15 protein-coding genes are annotated in these 15,260 nt (G+C 71.4%); 7 read left to right on the top strand and 8 right to left on the bottom strand.

Annotated elements, in window-relative coordinates; translation table 11 throughout:
* Positions 1-28: 28 nt before the first annotated feature.
* Positions 29-1,102 (bottom strand): pyridoxal-phosphate dependent enzyme, encoded by a 1,074-nt coding sequence (locus ABN611_RS02020; RefSeq protein WP_350278013.1) that lies wholly within the window; start codon positions 1,100-1,102, stop codon positions 29-31.
* A gap of 55 nt (positions 1,103-1,157) precedes the next feature.
* Between ABN611_RS02020 and ABN611_RS02015 the strand changes: the two genes are divergently transcribed.
* Positions 1,158-1,529 carry a hypothetical protein gene (locus tag ABN611_RS02015; RefSeq protein WP_350278012.1) on the top strand — a complete coding sequence of 124 codons (372 nt, stop codon included), beginning with the start codon at positions 1,158-1,160 and terminating at the stop codon, positions 1,527-1,529.
* A gap of 131 nt (positions 1,530-1,660) precedes the next feature.
* Positions 1,661-2,203 carry a hypothetical protein gene (locus ABN611_RS02010; protein ID WP_350278011.1) on the top strand — a complete coding sequence of 181 codons (543 nt, stop codon included), beginning with the start codon at positions 1,661-1,663 and terminating at the stop codon, positions 2,201-2,203.
* On the opposite strand, the gene ABN611_RS02005 is transcribed toward ABN611_RS02010, so the two are convergent.
* A complete protein-coding gene (locus ABN611_RS02005) occupies positions 2,200-3,180 on the bottom strand; it encodes an AraC family transcriptional regulator (RefSeq protein WP_350278010.1) in 981 nt (326 codons plus the stop codon). The genes ABN611_RS02010 and ABN611_RS02005 overlap by 4 nt on opposite strands.
* Before the next feature lie 63 nt (positions 3,181-3,243).
* Here ABN611_RS02005 and ABN611_RS02000 point away from each other — a divergent pair, with 63 nt between their 5' ends.
* Complete coding sequence (locus ABN611_RS02000) at positions 3,244-4,257, top strand: LacI family DNA-binding transcriptional regulator (protein ID WP_350278009.1); 1,014 nt, start codon at positions 3,244-3,246, stop codon at positions 4,255-4,257.
* On the opposite strand, the gene ABN611_RS01995 is transcribed toward ABN611_RS02000, so the two are convergent.
* The 3 genes from ABN611_RS01995 to ABN611_RS01985 all read right to left on the bottom strand — a co-directional run bounded on the left by ABN611_RS01995 (position 4,244) and on the right by ABN611_RS01985 (position 8,342).
* Positions 4,244-5,206, bottom strand: coding sequence for a glycoside hydrolase family 6 protein (locus ABN611_RS01995; protein ID WP_350278008.1), 963 nt, complete (start codon positions 5,204-5,206; stop codon positions 4,244-4,246). The two genes, ABN611_RS02000 and ABN611_RS01995, sit on opposite strands and share 14 nt — an antisense overlap.
* A gap of 117 nt (positions 5,207-5,323) precedes the next feature.
* The gene (locus ABN611_RS01990; protein ID WP_350278007.1) at positions 5,324-7,120 is read right to left on the bottom strand and encodes a 5'-nucleotidase C-terminal domain-containing protein; all 1,797 of its coding nucleotides are present in this window, start codon (positions 7,118-7,120) and stop codon (positions 5,324-5,326) included.
* 67 nt (positions 7,121-7,187) lie between these two features.
* Positions 7,188-8,342 (bottom strand): ROK family protein, encoded by a 1,155-nt coding sequence (locus ABN611_RS01985; protein WP_350278006.1) that lies wholly within the window; start codon positions 8,340-8,342, stop codon positions 7,188-7,190.
* A gap of 120 nt (positions 8,343-8,462) precedes the next feature.
* On the opposite strand from ABN611_RS01985, the gene ABN611_RS01980 reads away from it, so the two are divergent.
* Positions 8,463-8,858 (top strand): hypothetical protein, encoded by a 396-nt coding sequence (locus tag ABN611_RS01980; RefSeq protein WP_350278005.1) that lies wholly within the window; start codon positions 8,463-8,465, stop codon positions 8,856-8,858.
* On the opposite strand, the gene ABN611_RS01975 is transcribed toward ABN611_RS01980, so the two are convergent.
* Genes ABN611_RS01975 through ABN611_RS01965 form a run of 3 tightly spaced genes read right to left on the bottom strand, consistent with a single transcriptional unit; the run spans position 8,849 to position 10,757 of the window.
* Entirely contained in the window at positions 8,849-9,196 is a 348-nt protein-coding gene (locus ABN611_RS01975; protein ID WP_350278004.1) for a DoxX family protein, read from the bottom strand. The genes ABN611_RS01980 and ABN611_RS01975 overlap by 10 nt on opposite strands.
* Positions 9,197-9,245: 49 nt before the next feature.
* A complete protein-coding gene (locus tag ABN611_RS01970) occupies positions 9,246-10,115 on the bottom strand; it encodes an RNA polymerase sigma-70 factor (protein ID WP_350278003.1) in 870 nt (289 codons plus the stop codon).
* A 30-nt stretch (positions 10,116-10,145) separates the two neighbouring features.
* Entirely contained in the window at positions 10,146-10,757 is a 612-nt protein-coding gene (locus ABN611_RS01965; protein WP_350278002.1) for a TRIC cation channel family protein, read from the bottom strand.
* Between the two features lie 98 nt (positions 10,758-10,855).
* On the opposite strand from ABN611_RS01965, the gene ABN611_RS01960 reads away from it, so the two are divergent.
* From ABN611_RS01960 to ABN611_RS01950, 3 genes are all read left to right on the top strand, one after another.
* Positions 10,856-11,578, top strand: a complete 723-nt coding sequence (locus ABN611_RS01960) for a sulfite exporter TauE/SafE family protein (protein ID WP_350278001.1) — start codon at positions 10,856-10,858, stop codon at positions 11,576-11,578.
* 75 nt (positions 11,579-11,653) lie between these two features.
* Positions 11,654-13,462 (top strand): heparinase II/III family protein, encoded by a 1,809-nt coding sequence (locus ABN611_RS01955; protein WP_350278000.1) that lies wholly within the window; start codon positions 11,654-11,656, stop codon positions 13,460-13,462.
* Positions 13,459-15,255, top strand: a complete 1,797-nt coding sequence (locus tag ABN611_RS01950) for a DUF2264 domain-containing protein (protein WP_350277999.1) — start codon at positions 13,459-13,461, stop codon at positions 15,253-15,255. The genes ABN611_RS01955 and ABN611_RS01950 overlap by 4 nt, the downstream gene beginning before the upstream one ends.
* Positions 15,256-15,260 lie beyond the last annotated feature (5 nt).

Genomic DNA, 15,260 nt, shown 5'->3' with positions numbered 1-15,260 from the left:
TCGTCCCCCCGACGAGGGGCTTCACCTGCTACATGTCCCGGCGGACGAATCCGGGTCCCGGGCCCTCGGTGTTGATCAGGACGACGGTGGACGCCTCGAGGTCGGCGGCTTGGAGGGCGGCCAGGGAGGCGGCACCGCAGGGGCCGGCGGGGATGTTGTGGGTGTGCAGGAGAGACAGGGCGGCGCGGGTTTCGGCTTCGGTGACCGCGATGGCGGCGTCGAGGCCGTGCTGGATGGTTGGCCAGGCGGTGGCGGAAACGGTGCCGCAGTTCAGGCCGGCCATGATCGTGGGCGCGGAGGTGTCGACGGTGATCGGGCGTCCGGCGGCGAGGGAGGTCGTCACGCAGGCGGCGGTGGCCGGTTCGGCGGCGAGGATCGTCGTACGGCGTCCCGGTGCGCGGTAATGCTCGATCGCGGACTGGAGCAGGGAGCCGACGCCGGTGGGGACCACGACCAGGCCGGGCTCGGACGGGAGTTGCGCGTCGAGCTCCGCGAACAGGGTCGAGTACCCGGCGACGATCCACCGCGGCACGTCCTCGTACCCGGGCCAGGCGGTGTCCTGGATCAACACGTCACCGTCCCCGGCACTCGCGGCCGCGACCTGTACTGCGTCGTCGTACGGCCGGCCGGTGTCGACGACCGAGGCGCCTTCGTCGCGGATCGCCTGCAGCGTGGCGTCCGGCAGCCCGGCCGGGACGTAGACGCGGGCGGCGAGCCCGAGCAACCGGGCGAGGTACGCGAGCGCCCGCCCGTGGTTGCCGTCGGTCGCGGTCACGAGCGTCAGCCGCCGTCCCGCGACGAGGGAGGCCAGCTCGGCGAAGGTTCGCGCCGGTCCCAAGGCGCGATTCACCGCCCACGACGCGCCGAGCACCTTGAAGGCGGGCAAGCCGAACCGGTCCGACTCGTCCTTCACCCACAAGGCGTCGACGTCGAGCTGCCTCGCGAGCGCGGGCACCTCCAGCAACGGCGTCGCGGCGTACCCGGGCATGCTCCGGTGGAACGCGAGCGCGGACTCCACCGCCGCCGGCGCGACCCAGGACGCGGCCGCCGGATTGGTCGCCCAAGGCCTCGTCATCCGGTCAACCGGCTCCGTCTTCCTCATCCTCCGAGTCTCCACCCACAGCATCGGCGGCGTGTCGAGGGACTAGGGTGCGGGCATGGATCAGCCTGTCCCACGCATCCTGGCGGATCTGCACGCGCTCGCCGACGACCCGGCGGGGGAGTCCGGGGCGCGCTGGCGGCTCGCGGAGCCGGGGCGGCAGCTGGACGCCAACCTGGTCCATTTGCCCGCCGGGCGGCGGATCGACAGCCATGTCGAGCCGGACCTGGACCTGCTGCTCGTCGTGGTTGCCGGCGACGGGATCTTCGGTACGGCGGCCGGGCCGCAGCACGTTGCCGCGGGCAACCTCGTCTGGCTGCCGCACGGCGCGAAGCGGGAGCTCACCGCGGGCGCCGACGGCCTGTCGTACCTGACCGTGCACCGCCGACGCCCCGGTCTGCAGATCAGGAACGCGGTGCCCGGCGCCTGAGGTGTGCCGGTTTCCGAAGCCGCGCTCCGGCAGCCGAAGGCCGTGCTGGCGCTCCGCGACCGCCCGTGCATCAATCGGGCGCAGGGCGTGTTCTCGCCGGCGCGCCCGTCCGGCATCTGGGGGTGGCTGCGATGGAGACACTGGCCCGGGAGTACCGAGCCCGGCTGGCCGAGCTGCTCGGTGAGCCGCTGATGGTCGACGATCCGCTGATCACCACCGCGCAGGCCGCGGTCCTGCTGGACGTCCCGCCGCAGCGTGTCGCCGCACTCGTCCGCGCCGGTCACCTGCCCGCGCGGTCGCGGTCGCACCGCCGGCTGCTGCTCTCCGACGTGATCCGGTCAGGTCTCGACCAGTGGATGTCGGTCGCGGAGGCGGGCGTCGTCCTCGGGCTCGGGCAGACCGGCGTACGGCGGTTGATCTCGTCCGGCCTGCTCGCGGCGTACGGGAAGGAGCTGCCGCTGCGCCGCGACGACGTGGAGGTGCTGGCCCGGCTGCGGGAGGGCTGGTTGACGTTGTCGTCCGCCGCGACCGCGCTCGGCGTCGGCGTCGACGAGGTCCAGCGGATGCTGCGGTACCGGCAGCTCACGCACACCAGCGACATGGCGCGCCCGGTCTACCGGCACGAACTCGCCACGGTCCTCGCCAGGCGCCACGCCGTCGCCGGCACGTCCTAGCAGTTCTCGCGGAGAGTCTCGCCGGGTGCGCGTCCGTACGCCGCCCGGTAGTGCCGGCCGAACCAGCCGGTCGACGTGAACCCCCAGCGCAGCGCGACCGCCGCGACGGTGTCGCCGCGGCTCGGGTCCGCGTCCTGGAGGTCGCGATGCGCCCGCTCGAGCCGGACCCGGCGCAGGTACTCGCGCGGCGTGCACGCGAGATGCCGGCGGAACGCGTACTGCAGCGCCCGTGAGCTCGTCCCGGCCGCGCTCGCGATGTCCTCGACCGTGATCGGCTCGCCGGCGTGCGCGTCGACGTACGCGACGGCCCGGCGCAGGGTTGCCGTACCGACCGCGCCGGGGGACGGCACGTGGGACAGCTGCATGGTGGCGTTCGGGAAGACCGTGAGCATGGACGCGGCGACGTACTCGAGCAGCTGCCCGGCGATCAGCGGGTGTTCCGCGACCGACGGCGCGACGGCGAGCGCCTTGCGGACGGAGCCGGTGAGGATCTGCCAGTGCGTGTTCATCGCCCGCGACACCGGCCGCCCGGCGGTCGGCCAGAGATCCGCGGGTACGACGCCGAAGTGCCGCGCGGCCACCCGCGCCACGTCCTCCTGCGCGACCCGGACCACGACCAGCTCCAGCGGCTGGGCGCGGAACTGCATGACGTCCTTGATCGAGTACAGGAAGCTGTCGCCGGCCATGAGCGTGTGTTCGCCGTTCCGGTCGCCGAGGCCGAGCCGGCCCTTCACCAGCCAGATCGCGGTGAGGTCCGTCCAGGGGTCCGTGAGCGCGTCGAACCGCATCTCCATCCGGCACCGGTCGGCGCCGACGCCGCGGCAGTCCGCCGTACTCAGAGCGAGCGACCCGTTGTCCCGGTGCCGGCCGACCAGCCGCACCCGGCTCGGGTAGACCCGGTTCAGCAACTCCATCGTCGCCTCGAGCCCGCTGCTGCGGACACTGCCCCGCTGCACCCCGCCCGGCTCCGCTGTCATCCAGTAGTCATACACCGCCGGATACGAGACGTGACAGCCTCCGAACCATGTGATGATCGGCGAATGGATCCACAGCGGCGGCAGGTGACGCTCGACGAGGTCGCGGCCCGGGCCGGGGTGTCCCGGTCGGCGGCGTCCCGGGTGCTCAACAACGCCCCGCACGTGAGCAAGGCCAAGCGGGCGGCCGTCCAGCGGGCGATCCAGGACCTTGGCTACGTGCCCAACGCGACCGCCCGGGCGCTCGCCTCGCGGCAGTCGGGTTCCGTCGTACTGGCGGTGTCCGCGGAGGATCCGCAGGTGTTCGCCGACCAGTTCGTCGCGGAGGTCGTCGTCGGGATCCTGTCGGTGCTGGAGGAGACCGAGCTCGAGCTGATGCTGGTGACGGCGACCTCGAGCCGCGGGCAGGAACGTCTGGAGAAGCTGCTCCGGACCCGGACGACGGCCGGCGTGATGCTGATGTCGATGCACGGCGACGACCCGATCGCGCGCCTGGCCGAGGACTCGGACCTGCCGGTGGTGTTCGGCGGCCGCCCGCTGACCTTCGAACCGCGGTACTACGTCGACGCCGACAACCGGGGCGGCGCGCGGCTGGCCGCGGAGCACCTGGTCGAGACCGGCCGGCGGCGGATCGCGACCATCACCGGGCGGATGGACGAGGCCGCCGGGACCGCGCGCCACCAGGGGTTCCGGGAATCGCTCGCGGTCGCGGGCCTGGACGCGGAACGCGTCGTGCACGGGGACTTCTCCGAGGACGGCGGCCGGACGGCGATGGAGCAACTGCTGGCCGCGCACCCGGACCTGGACGCGGTGTTCGTCGCCTCCGACCAGATGGCGGTCGGCGCCCTCCGCGCGCTGACCGACGCCGGCCGGTCGGTGCCGGCCGACGTCGCGGTCGTCGGGTTCAACGACATCCCGATGGCGCGGCACACCATCCCGCCCCTGACCACGATCAGCCAGCCGATCCGGTCGCTGGGGCGGGAGATGGCCCGCATGCTGCACGCGGTCCTCGGCGGGGAGAGCCCGACGCCGCTGATCCTTCCGACCCGCCTGGTGGTCCGGGAATCTAGTTCCCGTTGATCAGGCGCATGGCCAGGTCCGGACTGAAGGTACCGGCCGGGATGCCGGCGCCGATCCCGCAGTCGCCGTCGGAATCACCGGGGACCTTGACCCAGAGCAACATCTCCGCGCCGCCGCCGGTCTGTGCGGGTACGCCGAGCTTGCGGCCGGCCGGGTTGCACCAGCCGTCGCCCGCGCCGTTCCCGTTCCGGCTGGTGTCGACCACGAACGGCTTCGGCGTGGACAGCCGGCTCCGGACCGCGGCGCCGTACTCCGTGGTCTGGGCGGTCGTGTAGTAGTTCGAGACGTTCAGCGCGAAGCCGTGCGCGTTCGCCAGGCCCGCGCCGGTGAGCCGCTGCGCCATCACGTCGGCCGCTACCCAGCCGGCGTTCCCGCCGTCGAGATAGGCCCAGGTGTTCGGCGCCAGGTCCTTGAACTGCTGGACGGCGTACGTCAGCATGCCGTTGCGTTCGGCGATCTGGTCGGCGTTCATGCAGTTGAAGTCGCCGAGCGCGTCGGGCTCGATCACCACGATCGCCGGACGGTTGCCGATGGCAACGGCGAAGTCGTGGATCCAGGCGCGGTAGGCGGCCGGGGTCCCGGCGCCGCCGCCGGAGTGGCCGCCGCACGCGTCCCGGCCGGGGATGTTGTAGGCGACCAGCACGGGCAGCTTGTCCGCGTCGTCCGCGGCGCCGACGAAGTTGCCGACCGCGGTACCGATCGGGTTGCTCCAGTTGCCGAACCAGCGCGCCATCGGCTTCGACGCGATCGAGTTCTGGATCGCGGTCCTGCGGCTGTCGCCGGTGTTGTTGCGGACCCAGACGGCCGGGTTCGAGTTCGGGTCGACGTAGAAGCCGCTGGTCAGCCGGGTCGGGTCCCCGGTCGTGGCGGCACCGGCGCCTTGGTGGGCGGGTACGACGGCCGCGAGCGTCAGCCCGGCGACGACCAGGCCTCGGACGATCCATCTCATCTGCTGCTCCTACTCGGGTTGGGGGCGGACTCCGGGAGCGCTTCCAGTTTCCTGACCGATCGTGACCGATCGATTACCCTCCCGTCAACCGCCCCCACCCTTGGGAGCGCTCCCGGATCAGCTCACCGGATGCGCCCGGCCGAGCGGAGCCGGCGTGAGTACCGGGTGCGCCCGCACGTACTTGATGAAGCCCTCGTGGTCGCGGTCGTTGCGGACCGGATCCGTGAAGCCGGCGAAGACCGTCGTACCGTCGCCGCCGATCAGCGTGTAGGCCAGCGCGGCGACCCGGTAGTCCCGGTTCAGGTCGAGCGGGCTGCCGTCGATCAGCACCGAAGCCGGGTCGACGCGCTGACCGATCGGCTTCGTCGTGTCGTAGGTGTAGCTGACGTTGTGCGACACCGCGAACGGCGCGAACTTCTCGGTCCCGTTTGCCTGCGCCACCCACTGCGCCTCGAACGCCGCATGCAGTTGCGTCCCGGGCAACGTGACGGTCAGGATCGGATTGCCGTAACCGAACGCGGTCCACGCCTCGCCGAACAGCACGGTGCCGTCGGTGTCCGACGCATTGGTGCCCTTGGCAACCAGCAGGTCACCGGTCAGGGCGTTGGAGCCGGAGACGGGCTTGACCGAGATCAGCGCCAGGTCCGCGCGGCCGTCGCGGCTCTGGTTCGCGTCCCAGTAGGCGAAGTCCGCGGCCAGGTTGCCCATCGTGCTCTCGCCCGACGCGTTCAGGGTCCGGGTGAAGTCGCCGGTGATCCGGGCCAGCGGTGTCGCGTACCGCTTCTTTCCCTGCGCGGTCCAGTAGTCCGCGATGTACTGCAGCTCCTCGTCGAGCGGTACGTCGCGGGTGTTCGCGTGGTTCGTCGACGTGGTGAGCTCGCGGATCACCGCGCCGGTGCGCGGGTCGAGCTTGAGGTTGATCTCGCTGATCAGCGACCCGTGGTTGCCGGCCTCGACGACCGGGCGCGGGACGCCGTTCGGGTCCGGGACCATCATGTTGAACCGGCAGTGCCAGTGCCCGGTGACGATCGCGGCGATGTCCGGCGACGCGTGCGCGGCGAGCTGGAAGATCGGCCCGGACGGGTTCGTACCGGCGTTGTAGTCGTTGCCGGCGACGCCGCCGTCGTGGATGTTGATGACGATCGCGTTGACGCCGCGGCGCTTGAGGTCCGCGGCCAGCTTGTTCGCCTGCTCGAGGTCGGACAGCGTCCGCAGCCCGGGCTGGTACGACGTGGACCCGACCTCGGAGCCGACCACGGTCAGGTGGATGAACGCGATCGGGAGCCGCCGGCCGCCGCCCGCGTCCACCCATTCGATGTTGTACGGCGGCACGATCGGCCGGCCGCTGTCGGCGTACACGACGTTCGCGGTGTAGAAGCGGAAGTTCGCGCCGCGGAACCGGTGGCCGGTCGAGTCGACGAAGTTGTCGTCGCGACCGCTGACCGGGTACGGGACGCCGCGCTCCATGTGGTGGACCAGGAACTCGACCGAGTGGTCGAGCTCGTGGTTGCCGACTGTGCTGAAGTCCAGTTCGAGCGCGTTCAGGGCCTCGATGGTCGGCTCGTTGGCGTGCGCGTCGATCTCGAACGGCCAGCCGTTGAAGTTGTCGCCGGAGGAGAAGAAGAACGAGTTCCGGCGGCCCTCGCGCAGGCGCTTGAGGTGAGTGGCCATGTAACCGACGCCGCCGACGGTCACCTTCACGCCGTCGGCGCCGGTGATCACGCTGCCCTGGCTCGGCGTCGTCGGCTGCAGGTAGCCGTGCAGGTCGGTGATGTTGAGCAGCTGCACGTCGACGTACTCGGGAGCGTCGTCGAGGGCGTGCGGCGTGGCGTACGCGACGTCACCGACGGCAGTGGCGGTGGCGATCGCGCCGGTGGCGGTGAGGAACGTCCGGCGGCGGATCCGACTGTTCACACGCAGACCTACTTCCTGGGGATTATTGCCTCTTTCCGACATTATTAGCCGGTGTCGGCGCCAGGAGCTAGATGCTGCGGGCAGTCAGTGGGGGAAGTGGGCCGCGGGCCGGGGTGAGCAGGCGGTCGTTGAGGGCGTCGAGCGCGAGGCTCGCGGCGCCGAGGGCGACGCACAGGGCGCCGAGGGAGGAGGCGCGGAGTTCGGGGACGCGCGGGCAGAGCCGGGCGAGCTCGGTGGCGAGCGGGTCCAGCAGTACGTCGGCCGCCTGGGAGAAGGCGCCGCCGAGGACGAGCACGCGGGGGTCCACGATCGCGATCGCCGTCGCGGCCGCCACGGCCATGGCGCGGGCATACTTCCGTACGGCGGCCCGCGCCGCCCGATCACCCGCCCGCGCGGCGGCAAACGCCTGCTCCGCCTTGTCCACAGTCGGAACATCATCCGGCACGACGCCATGCAAGAACTCGAGCGCCGCCTCCCAAGCAACCCCCTTCAACGCAGACATATCAGCCGCAGCCCCGAACGCTCCCCGCCGCAACCGCCCGTCCAACACCAGAGCCAGCCCAGTACGGCGCCCCGCGTGCAGAAACACCATGTCCGCGAGGTCGGGGGAGGGCGAGGAGCCGTGGCGTTGTTCGGCCAGGGCGGCCAACTGGCTGTCGTTGTCGGCTACGGAGAGGCGGGTCTTGAAGTGGGCGGGGAGGTTGGTGCCGGCCCAGTCGGGGATGGCGTTGGCGCGGGTGACGGTGCCGGTGGTGTCGACCAGGCCTGTGGTGCCGGCGCCGACGGCCCAGACGCGCGACACCGGTACGCCCGCAGCAGCAGCGCACTCGGCGATTACCTGGTCGGCTGCGGCGAGGCGCTTGTCCCGTGGTGTCTCGGGTGTGACCGCATGCCTCGTGTTCGCGAGCAGTTGGCCGTCGAGGTCGGTCAGCACCCCGCGGACGGAGTACGCCCCGATGTCCAGCCCCACGACGTACCCGGCCCTTGCCCGGAACCGGTAGCTCCGCGCCGGTCGCCCGCGCCCGCGGATCGCCGGGCTCTCCTCGACCAGCCAGCGCCGCTCCACCAGACTGGCCAGCACCTCTTCGACAGCCGTACGCCCGAGACCGCTCTGCTCGACGATCTGCGCGACCCGCGCCGCACCCGCGGACCGCACCGCGGCCAGCACCGCGCGCTCGTTCAGCTGCCGCAACCGGGACTGATCCGCACCGTCCGACCCCATGATCGAGCCAGCTTAGAGGACCGCACTACATCGCCGGACGTACGCCGGGTGTCGCCGCCCGGCCGATGCGGGCCGACGGCACCGTCCCGGACGCTTGGACACAAGCCGAAGGGAAGACGGATGAATCACAACAACAGGTTCCCGGCCACCGACATGCCGGCCTGGCTGGTGCTCGCGCTCGTGGCGCTCGGGATTCCGCGGACGGTCCTGGCCGATCTGGACGTCGTACCGCCGGAGAGCGGGCTGCTCTACTACTGCCTCGCGCTGATCCCGTTCGCGGTCTGGCTCGTCGTGGCGATCCGGCGCCGCAGCCGCCGTCCGCTGGCGGACTTCCTGATGGTCGGCGGCCTGTACGGCGTATCGCTCGCGATCGTCCACCAACTGATGTGGACCGACGGCCTGGCGCTCCGGCACCTCGGCATCGCGATGCTGATCGGCCTGGGCACGGGTCTGATCGTCGGCCTGGTCGCCCTGGCCGCCAACCTCTGGCGCTCGAAGCGGGCCGTTCAGCGATAGGCGATCGTGGTGACGAGCGCGGCCGCGCAGGCTCCGAAGTACAACGACCACGGGCCGAGGCTGAGGTCGTGCACCCGCAGGTGCGCGACCAGCGCGCCGAGGAAGTAGATCACCAGCCCCGCGGCCGCGAGCAGGCCGAGCGCCGGTACCGCGAGACCTGCGAGCAGGCCTGCCGCGCCCGCGCCGAGCAGCAACCCGAAGGGCAGGATCCACTTGTGGTCGACGCGCACCTTGTCGGCCTGGGACTTCGGGTACGCGTGCCCGATGACGTTGGCGATCGCGGCGCTGCCGGTGAGCGCGACAGCGAGCAGCGTGCAGGCGAGATAGGCGGCGTACACAAGGTCTCCGATCCGTGGAGGGCAGTGGGTCGCCTCACGGACGAGACAGCTACGCCGGATGTGACATCAGGCCGGTGAGCTTCGTCGGATTGCTGACCACGTGCAGCGTGTGCACGCCGCCGTCGACCAGGTGCAGCGTGACCGCGAGCACCGGGCCGTCGGCCGACCGGACGACGAGGCCGGGAGCGCCGTTGAGCTCCTCGATCCCGACCGACGACCCGGCCGGCCTCCGCCCGGACAGCACGACGAACGCGCGCGCGACGTACAACGGGCCGTGGATCGGTTTGCGCGGGGCGCCGGTGAGCCCGCCGCCGTCGCTGATCAGCGTGACGTCCGGCGCGAGCACCGCCATCAGCGCCTCGACGTCGCCGTCCATGGAGGCGGCGAGGAACTGCTCGGTCACCTGCCGCTGGGTCGCCCGGTCGGTGTCGTACCGGCGGCGGCGCGCGGCGACCGCCGTACGCGCCCGGTGCGCGAGCTGACGGACGGCCGGCACCTGACGGCCGAGGATTCCGGCGATGTCGGAATAGCTGTAGCCGAAGGCTTCGTGCAGCACGAAGACCGCGCGCTCGATCGGCGACAGCGACTCGAGGACCAGCAGTACGGCGGTCGACACGTCGTCGGCCTGTACGACGTGATCAGCCGTGTCGGGCGTGGTGAGCATGGGTTCCGGAAGCCACGGCCCGACGTACGACTCACGGCGTACGGCGGCGCTGCGCAGCCGGTCGATCGCGAGCCGCGTCGTGACCCGGACCAGGTAGCCCTCGGCGTCCTCGACCGTGTCGGTGTCGACGCGGCTCCAGCGCAGCCAGGCCTCCTGGACCACGTCCTGTGCGTCGGCGACACTCCCCAGCAACCGGTACGCGACGGCGTACAACAGCCCGCGATGCTCGGTGAACCGAACCGTCGCCGCCTCCATGCGCGCAACGATAACCGTGCTCGACAGGACCTAGGCGCGCGGGACCGGGGCGTGCCAGCCGCGGAGGATGGCGAGGAGGCGCCAGGTGACGGCGACTGTGGCGGCGACGATCGCCACGGGAGTGGCGGGGAACTCGAGTTCGTGGCCGACGACGGCGAGCGTGGCGCCGGCCGCGGCGGGGATCGCGTACAGCTCGCCGGGGCCGAACACGGTCGGGACCCGTTGTACGACGACATCGCGGAGGACGCCGCCGCCGGCCGCGGTCACGATCCCGAGCAGGATCGCCGACAGCGGACCGACGTCGAACTGGAGAGCCTTGAGCGATCCGGCGACGCAGAAGAGTCCCAGCCCGAACGCGTCCATGACGTCGACGGTCCGCTCCCGCCGCGCGACGGCCGGGTGGAACCAGAACGTCGCCAGCGCCGCGATCACCGGCACCAGCAGATAACGCCAGTCGGCGAGCGAGGCGGGCGGCACGGCGCCGATCAGGATGTCGCGGATCCAGCCGCCGCCCAGCCCGGTCAGCGCCGCCAGCGCCAGCAGCCCGACGATGTCCAGGTTCCGCCGGACCGCGAGCAACGCACCCGAGATCGCGAACACCAGGATCCCCGCCAGATCGAGCACGAGCAGAAGCGACTCCATGCGCACACTCTCTCGCGCGAATCCCTCCCACCACCCCACCGGGTCGGCCCAGGAGTTCGTCGCCGACACTGATGAGGGTCGAACGGAGGAGACGACGGGTGTCGCCGGAGGTTCTGCTGCTCGGTGGAGTGGTACTGCTCGGAGCGCTGGTGCAGTGGCTGACAGGGATGGGGTTCGCGCTCGTCGCGGTGCCCGCACTGGTGATGGTGCTGGGGCCCGTGGACGGGGTCTCGCTGGCGAACTGCGGGGCGGGTCTGGTGTGTGTCGCAGGACTGGCGCGAGGTTGGCGGCACGTGCGGTTGCGGGCGATGGTTCCGCTGCTGGTCGCGGCTGCAATCACGGCACCGGTCGGCGCCTGGTTCTCCCGGGCTCTGCCCGGGCCGGTGCTGCTCGTGGTGATGGGCAGTCTGGTGACGGTGACGGCGGCACTGCTGCTCAGCGGCCTGCGGGTGCCGGCGCTCAAAGGCCTCGCCGGTGCTCTGACGGCAGGGGCGACCGGCGGTTTCATGAACACGGCGGCCGGACTGGGTGGTCCACCGGTTTCGCTGTACGCCGTCAACGCGAACTGGACGATCCGCGAATTCGTACCGAACGCACTGTTCTACGGCGCCGTCGTCAACGTCTTCTCGCTCGTCACCCGGGGCGTCCCGCCGCTCGCCGACCGGGAGTGGGTCGTGGTCGGCCTCGGGCTGCTCGGCGGTGCGGGCGTCGGTGCGTTGCTGGCGGGCCGCATCCCCGACCGGACGGCGCGCCTCCTGGTGCTGTCCCTGGCCATCGGTGGCGGCGTCGTCACCGGGCTGAAGGGAGCGTTCGCGCTGTAGAACCGAGCCGGATCGGATCTGTTCGAGTGTGAACGGTGGGTTTCGGGTGTGGGGTGGGTGGCCTACGGTGGGCGGGTGTCGGTTGCTGGGCGATGGGCGTCGGTTCCGCCGGAGGTACGGCGGCGCGGGGTCGGTGGAGCTGCTTCGCTGCTCGGCGTACCGGATGTCGGAGATCGGGGTGCGTGGGAGTCCGTAGACGCCGGCACGGTCGACGGGGTGCTGGCGGAGGCTGCGGCTGATCGGGCGTTGCCTTGGCCGCGGACCGTGTTGTCGGACTATGCCCGGTACTGGCGGGACGGCGTACGCGTTGCCTACGAAGGGCCCGCGGGCGAGCTTCGGCGGCGGACGAGTACGGCGGTACTCGCCGCGGCGATGTCAGGTGAACACCTGGACGAGGCCGCGGACGGCCTGCTGATGCTGTGTGAGCAGACCACGTGGTGCTGGGCCGCGCACGAGTCGTTCGCGACCGCCCGTGGCGAGGTCGTGGCCGATCCGGACGATCCGTACGTCGACCTGGGCGCGGCCGAGACCGTCCAGCTCCTCGCGTGGGCGGACCTGGTGCTCGGACCCGCACTCGACGAACGCGTGCCCGGACTGCGACGCAGGCTCCGCCGCGAAGCTCGCATCCGGGTGTTCCAGCCGTTCCTCACCAACCGCGACTGGCACTGGCTCGGTTTGGACGGACGCCTGCACAACTGGAGCCCGTGGATCCAGGGCCACATCCTGAGCGCGGCCCTGCTGCTCGAGCCTGACCCCGAGACCCAACTCCAGCTGGTCGACGCGGCCGTCGACGGTCTCAGCCGGTACCTCGACGCGATGCCGGCCGACGGCGGGTGCGACGAGGGTTACGCGTACTGGTGGAACGGCCCGGCGCGCCTGGTGGAGGCACTGGAGCTGCTCGACCGGATCACCGACGGCGCGCTGGACCCGTGGCAGTGCGAGCCGCTGGCCGAGCTGGCGCAGTACCCGCAACGCATGGCGCTCGGCGACGGCTGGTACGTCAACGTCGGCGACGGCCCCGCCCGCCCGAACCCGCGGCAACCGTGGCACGTGCTGCACCGCTGGGGCCGCCGTCTCGGCAACCCGGACGTGACAGCCTTCGCTGCGGCGCATCGCGACGAGCCGCTGTCACCCGCGCTGGGGCTCGGCCGCGTGCTCATCGGCCTGTTCGACCGCGAGTGGTGGTCAGCCGCCGCGCAGCCACTGGAGCTTCCGCGCTCGACCTGGCTGCCCGACACCGAGCTCCTGGTCGCACGCGAGGCCGGACTGACGCTCGCCGTCAAAGGCGGGCACAACGACGAGAACCACAACCACAACGACGTCGGCTCGTTCGTCGCCGCGGTCGATTCAGTGCCGGTGCTCGTGGATCTCGGGCAGCCGACCTACACCGCTATCTCGTTCTCACCCCGGCGCTACGAGCAGTGGGTGGTGCAGAGCGCCTGGCACAACGTCCCGCTGGTCGACGGCGCGGAGCAGGCACCCGGCGCCGAGCACCGTGCCGAAGACCTGCAACCGGAGGAAGACCAGCTCACGCTGACGCTCCCTGGTGGAGTGGTACGGCGAACCGCCGCACTGGACCGGGATACTGCAGCGATTCGGGTGACGGACACGTGGCAGGACGGCCACGCGATCGTCGAGCACTTCGTCATCGCCGGTACGCCGCATCACCATCGCGCGGGCGAACTCGTCGTACGCAGCCTGTCCGGGGCCTTGGTCAAGTTGTCGTGGGACGCCGAACTCGGGCCTGGGGACCTGGAACGCCGTGCAGTCGACGACGAGTTGCTCGAAGCCGTCTGGGGACCGGAAGTCCACCGGCTGGCGATCGACGCGGCCGGCCCGACGAGTTTCGAGCTCACTGTCAGCAGGTTCGAGGAGACGCTGTGACGAACGCGCCGTACACCGGCTACACCCGCGCGACCTGGGAGCGCACCGCGGACGACCTGCTGCTCGCGCTGCGGCCGTGGGCCTCAATGGACCACGCGCGCATCGACCTGCCCGGGAAACCGAGTGCGTACGGCCCGGACAGCGACTCGCTCGAGGCGTTCGCGCGCTCGTTCCTGCTGGCGGCCGCGCGCCTGCGTGGTGCCGAAGGCAACGACCCGCAGCACTTCGCGGAGTGGTACGCGGCCGGGCTGAAGGCCGGCACCGACCCAGGGTCGCCGACTGCGTGGCCGCGCCCCGACCGACTCGGTCAGGCGAAGGTCGAGGCCTGCTCGATCGCCCTCGGCCTGCACCTGTCCAGGCCGTGGCTGTGGGACAAACTGTCGTCCACCGACCAGGAACGCGTCGTCGACTGGCTGGGCACCGTGGTCGGCGAGCAGTATCCGCCGATCAACTGGGTCTGGTTCCAGATCGTCGTGGAGACGTTCCTGAAGGAGGTCGGCGGGCCGTGGTCGCGCGCCGACCTCGACAGCGGCCTCGCGGTGCACGAGAGCCTGTACCGCGGCAACGGCTGGTATGCCGACGGACCCGAGCGCGCGTTCGACCACTACAACGGCTGGGCGCTGCACGTCTACCCGTTGCTCTGGGCAAGCATGGACGAGACGCTCGCCGACCCGGAGCTCGTCACGCAGTGGCGGCAGCGGCTGCGCGACTTCCTGAACACCGCCGTACACCTGGTCGGTGGGCACGGCGCGCCGCTCGCGCAGGGCCGCAGTCTGACGTACCGGTTCGCCGCGGCCGCGCCGTTCTGGGTTGGTGCGATCACCGGCGCGACCGACCTCCCGCCGGGACAGCTCCGGCGCGCGGCGTCCGCCATGCTCAAGCACTTCCTCGACCGCGGTGTCCCCGACGAGCGCGGCCTGCTGAACCTCGGCTGGTACGGCGAGAACCCGGCGATCGCGCAGTCGTACTCGGGACCGGGATCGCCGTACTGGGCGGTGAAAGGCATGCTCGGCCTGATGCTCCCCGCGGACCACCCGGTGTGGACCGCGGACGAGGAGCCGCTGCCCGTCGAGACCGGCGACTTCACCCTGCGGCTGCCCGAACCGGGCTGGCTCGTCAGCGGCACCCGAGCCGACGGCATCGTCCGGATCGTCAACCACGGCACGGATCACTCGACCGCCGGCGACCGTCGCGCGGACTCACCGTTGTACGCGCGGCTCGCCTATTCGACGCACACCCTGCCGCAGTTCGAGGCGCCGTCGTGGGCGCAGCCGCTGGACAACAGCATCGCCGCCGTGCATCCGCACTACGGGTTGTCGCATCGCAACGGCATGACCGTTGCCGCACCCAACGTCTCGGTCGTCGACGCGCACTGGGTGCTGACCGCCGAGGACCACAGCCCGGAGCACGGCTCGGGCCGCGGCGGGACCGTGATCGACGGCCCGCGCCTGACCACCGGCTCTTTGCTGCGGGGCAGCCATGAAGTCCGAGCGGTACGCGTGGCAAGCGACGTGCAACCGGACTGGCTGATCGAGGTCAGCGGCTGGCCCGCCACCGGTGACCTCACCTCGACGGTCTCGGACGTCGTCGGCCTCGAGCACGCCGAGCTGCGCGAGCTCACGCCCGGCACGGTCGTACCGTTCGTCCGCGGATCCCTCGAGCCCGGCAAGCTGTACGTCGCCGTGGTCACGCTCGCCGGCGCCGCGCCGGAGCCGGCGCCGACGGTCCGTGTCGATGGCACCCGCATCGAGGTCACCTGGACCGACGGCACCGCGGAGTACCTCGAAGTCTAAAGGCA

The organism is Kribbella sp. HUAS MG21 (assembly GCF_040254265.1).
In the GTDB taxonomy this organism is placed as follows: Bacteria; Actinomycetota; Actinomycetes; order Propionibacteriales; family Kribbellaceae; genus Kribbella.
This window is presented reverse-complemented; position numbering and strand designations above follow the sequence as displayed.